This window comes from Pauljensenia sp. UMB0895 (assembly GCF_030218905.1).
Classification (GTDB): domain Bacteria; phylum Actinomycetota; class Actinomycetes; order Actinomycetales; family Actinomycetaceae; genus Pauljensenia; species Pauljensenia turicensis_A.
This window is the reverse complement of record NZ_JASOQR010000008.1, coordinates 1-5,352: the sequence shown is the minus strand read 5'-3', so window position 1 is coordinate 5,352 and position 5,352 is coordinate 1. Positions and strand designations below refer to the sequence as shown.

Genomic DNA, 5,352 nt, shown 5'->3' with positions numbered 1-5,352 from the left:
TTGCGGCGGTGTCCTACTCTCCCACACTCTGTCGGGTGCAGTACCATTGGCGTTTGTGGGCTTAGCTTCCGGGTTCGGAATGTTTCCGGGCGTTTCCCCACTACTATGACCACCGCAAAAATGGTCACTCGCTTGTGTTGTCCACTCCCCCTTGCTGGGGGTGTGGGTTGAGTGTGATTCGTATAGTGGTTGTAAGCAGTCTTACTTTTTGTTGCCTTTTTGTGGTTTCGTGTAGTGTCGGCCAATTAGTACCAGTCGGCTCGCGAGCACATTGCTGTGCTTCCACCTCTGGCCTATCAACCCGCTAGTCTGGCGGGGGCCTTCACACCATTACTGGTGTTGGAAACCTCATCTTGGAGCAGGCTTCCCGCTTAGATGCTTTCAGCGGTTATCCCTTCCGAACGTAGCCAACCAGCCGTGCACCTGGCGGTACAACTGGCACACCAGAGGTTCGTCCATCCCGGTCCTCTCGTACTAGGGACGGGCCTCCGCAAGTTTCCTACGCGCACAGAGGATAGGGACCGAACTGTCTCACGACGTTCTGAACCCAGCTCGCGTACCGCTTTAATGGGCGAACAGCCCAACCCTTGGGACCAACTCCAGCCCCAGGATGCGACGAGCCGACATCGAGGTGCCAAACCATGCCGTCGATATGGACTCTTGGGCAAGATCAGCCTGTTATCCCCGGGGTACCTTTTATCCGTTGAGCGACCACGCACCCACGTGCCATGGCCGGATCACTAGTTCCTGCTTTCGCACCTGCTCGACCCGTCGGTCTCACAGTCAAGCTCCCTTGTACACTTGCACTCGCCACCTGATTACCAACCAGGCTGAGGGAACCTTTGAGCGCCTCCGTTACTTTTTGGGAGGCAACCGCCCCAGTTAAACTACCCACCAGGCACTGTCCCCAACCCGGATTACGGGCCGAGGTTAGATGACCGCGTGAACCAGAATGGTATTTCAACGACGACTCGACAAGAGCTGGCGCCCCTGCTTCACAGTCTCCCACCTATCCTACACAAGTCCAAGCGAACACCAATACCAAGCTATAGTAAAGGTCCCGGGGTCTTTCCGTCCTTCTGCGCGTAACGAGCATCTTTACTCGTAATGCAATTTCACCGAGTTCATGGTCGAGACAGCGGAGAAGTCGTTACGCCATTCGTGCAGGTCGGAACTTACCCGACAAGGAATTTCGCTACCTTAGGATGGTTATAGTTACCACCGCCGTTTACTGGGGCTTAAATTCAAGCCTTCACCACCCGAGGGTGGTTGAGCCTTCCTCTTAACCTTCCAGCACCGGGCAGGCGTCAGTGCGTATACATCGTCTTACGACTTCGCACGCACCTGTGTTTTTGATAAACAGTCGCTTCTCCCTATTCTCTGCGACCCCACAACGCACACACCCAGAAAAAAGGGGGGACGTCACAGGGTCCTCCTTATCCCGAAGTTACGGAGGAATTTTGCCGAGTTCCTTAACCATGATTCACTCGAACGCCTCGGTATACTCTACCTGACCACCTGAGTCGGTTTAGGGTACGGGCGCGTTATGCCCTCACGTCGAGGCTTTTCTTGACAGCTTAGGATCACCACCAGACACCCCAAAAGGGCACCCCCATCAGTCCTCACCCTACATGCCTACCGGATTTACCTGGCAGACGGGCCACAACCTTAGACACACACAACCATCGGTGCGCGGCAGCTACCTTCCTGTGTCACCCCTGTTAACACGCTTACCTACAACAATCAGGATCCCACAACACCCAAGCTGATCAAACCCGAAGGAATGAACAGTCCAGATGCGGGTGGTTAGCATAAAAGCTTCAGTATTTGGCGGTCACAACGCGGTACCAGAATATCAACTGGTTGTCCATCGACTACGCCTGTCGGCCTCGCCTTAGGACCCGACTAACCCAGGGCGGATAAACCTAGCCCTGGAACCCTTAGTCAATCGGCGGACGGGATTCTCACCCGCCATTCGTTACTCATGCCTGCATTCTCACTCCCACACGCTCCACCAACCGTTCCCAGCAGGCTTCACCGCACGCAGGACGCTCCCCTACCCACCCACACAACCTTAGGCAGGTCCCCTGCCCAGGCTCTTTCATGTGTGAGTGCCACAGCTTCGGCGGTACGCTTAAGCCCCGCTACATTGTCGGCGCGAAACCACTTGACCAGTGAGCTATTACGCACTCTTTCAAGGATGGCTGCTTCTAAGCCAACCTCCTGGTTGTCACCGCGATCTCACATCCTTTCCCACTTAGCGCACACTTAGGGGCCTTAGCTGATGATCTGGGCTGTTTCCCTCTCGACTACGAAGCTTATCCCCCGCAGTCTCACTGCCATGCTCAACCTAATGGCATTCGGAGTTTGGCTGACGTCAGTAACCCATAGGGCCCATCGGCCATCCAGTAGCTCTACCTCCACCAGGCAACACACAACGCTGCACCTAAATGCATTTCGGGGAGAACCAGCTATCACGGAGTTTGATTGGCCTTTCACCCCTACCCACAGCTCATCCCCCAGGTTTTCAACCCTGGTGGGTTCGGTCCTCCACACAGTCTTACCTCTGCTTCAACCTGGCCATGGGTAGATCACCCCGCTTCGGGTCCAGAACACGCGACAAACGCCATATTTCAGACTCGCTTTCGCTACGCATACCCCACACGGGTTAAGCACGCCACGTATCACTGACTCGCAGGCTCATTCTTCAAAAGGCACGCCATCACCCCACAAGGCTCTGACGGCTTAAAGGCACACGGTTTCAGGTACTATTTCACTCCCCTCCCGGGGTACTTTTCACCATTCCCTCACGGTACTATGCACTATCGGTCATCAAGAAGTATTTAGGCTTACCAGGTGGTCCTGGCAGATTCACACGAGATTTCACGAGTCCCGCACTACTCGGGCACCTATCCCACCTACGCATGCAACAGTCCATCTACACGACTATCACGCACTCCGGTCCGCTATCCCACACGGTTCAACTACCATCACACACGCAAGCCCCTCCCCGGCAGAGAAGAGACGAACAAGCCCCACAACACCGCACACGCAACCCCCGCCGAGTATCACACGCACACGGTTTAGCCTCCTCCGCTTTCGCTCGCCACTACTCACGGAATATCTTTTCCTACGGGTACTAAGATGTTTCACTTCCCCGCGTTCCCCCCACCACCCTATACACGTTCAGATGATGGTAACCAAGCACAACCCTGGTTAGGTTCCCCCATTCGGACACCCTCGGATCAAAGCTCGCTCGCCAACTCCCCGAGGCATATCGCAGGCCGCAACGTCCTTCATCAGCTCTTGATGCCAAGGCATCCACCGAATGCCCAACAAAACTAAACAAAACCACACAACAAGAAAATAAAGATGCTCACAACCACTATACAAATCACAAACAACCCACCACACACACCACCACCCCCAAACACCCCACAAAAAGAGTGCAACAAAAAAGAGAGGCGGCAACATGCGAGCCAAAACGCTCAAACGGTGTTGAACGTGAACCCGACAGCGTGTCTGCTTCCATGGAGCTTGCACCCCTGTTTTCCACTAAAAAACACCCACGCACCCACACCCACCAAGAAAAACCCTCGGTGAACACATGCGAGCACAAGAAACACACACCACACACACTCACGTGCCATGATGCGCATCCCCAAAAACGGGCTCCCTAGAAAGGAGGTGATCCAGCCGCACCTTCCGGTACGGCTACCTTGTTACGACTTCGTCCCAATCGCCAATCCCACCTTCGACCACTCCCCCCGGAAAACCGGTTAGGCCATGAGCTTCGGGTGTTACCAACTTTCGTGACGTGACGGGCGGTGTGTACAAGGCCCGAGAACGTATTCACCGCAGCGTTGCTGATCTGCGATTACTAGCGACTCCACCTTCATGGGGTCGAGTTGCAGACCCCAATCCGAACTGAGACTGGCTTTAAGTGATTCGCTCCACCTTACGATATCGCAACACTCTGTACCAACCATTGTAGCATGCGTGAAGCCCAAGACATAAGGGGCATGATGATTTGACGTCATCCCCACCTTCCTCCGAGTTAACCCCGGCAGTCCCCCACGAGTCCCCACCATAACGTGCTGGCAACATAGGGCAAGGGTTGCGCTCGTTGCGGGACTTAACCCAACATCTCACGACACGAGCTGACGACAACCATGCACCACCTGCACACCCCCAACCAAATGCCACCACATCTCTGCAGCGTCAGGGTGCATGTCAAGCCTTGGTAAGGTTCTTCGCGTTGCATCGAATTAATCCGCATGCTCCGCCGCTTGTGCGGGCCCCCGTCAATTCCTTTGAGTTTTAGCCTTGCGACCGTACTCCCCAGGCGGGGCACTTAAAGCGTTAGCTACGGCGCAGAAACCACGGGTGGCCCCCACACCTAGTGCCCAACGTTTACAGCGTGGACTACCAGGGTATCTAATCCTGTTCGCTCCCCACGCTTTCGCTCCTCAGCGTCAGTAACGGCCCAGAGACCCGCCTTCGCCACCGGTGTTCCTCCTGATATCTGCGCATTCCACCGCTACACCAGGAATTCCAGTCTCCCCTACCGCACTCAAGTCAACCCGTACCCACCGCACGCCCCCAGTTAAGCCAGAGGATTTCACGGCAGACGCGGCCAACCGCCTACAAGCCCTTTACGCCCAATAATTCCGGACAACGCTCGCGCCCTACGTATTACCGCGGCTGCTGGCACGTAGTTAGCCGGCGCTTCTTTACCCACTACCCTCACCACAACCCAAAGCTGCGGCTTGACCATGAGCGAAAAAGGTTTACAACCCGAAGGCCTTCATCCCTCACGCGGCGTCGCTGCATCAGGCTTGCGCCCATTGTGCAAAATTCCCCACTGCTGCCTCCCGTAGGAGTCTGGGCCGTATCTCAGTCCCAATGTGACCGGTCACCCTCTCAGGCCGGTTACCCGTCAAAGCCTTGGTAGGCCATCACCCCACCAACAAGCTGATAGGCCGCGAGCCCATCCCCCACCAGAAAAAACCTTTCCACCCACCAACATGCGCCAATGAGTGAATATCCAGTATTAGCAGCCGTTTCCGACCGTTATCCCAAAGAAGAGGGCAGGTTACTCACGTGTTACTCACCCGTTCGCCACTAATCCACCCCAACAAAGCTGGAGCATCATCGTTCGACTTGCATGTGTTAAGCACGCCGCCAGCGTTCGTCCTGAGCCAGGATCAAACTCTCCGAACAAAAACATATCCAGAAAAAACCAACCACCAAAACGCGGCCAGCCAATCCCAACAATAAAAACAAACTCAAAAACAAAAAACAGGCATAAAAACAAACACACTATCGAGTTCACAAACAACACCCACACAC

3 rRNA genes are annotated in these 5,352 nt (G+C 55.0%); all 3 read right to left on the bottom strand.

The features are described 5' to 3' along the window. The 3 genes from rrf to QP503_RS04505 all read right to left on the bottom strand — a co-directional run bounded on the left by rrf (position 1) and on the right by QP503_RS04505 (position 5,223). A 5S ribosomal RNA gene (gene rrf / locus QP503_RS04515) occupies positions 1-117 on the bottom strand. Positions 118-226: 109 nt separating this feature from the next. Continuing rightward, positions 227-3,348 (bottom strand): 23S ribosomal RNA (locus tag QP503_RS04510). 332 nt (positions 3,349-3,680) lie between these two features. Further along, positions 3,681-5,223, bottom strand: a 16S ribosomal RNA gene (locus QP503_RS04505). The 16S, 23S and 5S rRNA genes sit together here, the layout of an rRNA operon. Positions 5,224-5,352: the final 129 nt, after the last annotated feature.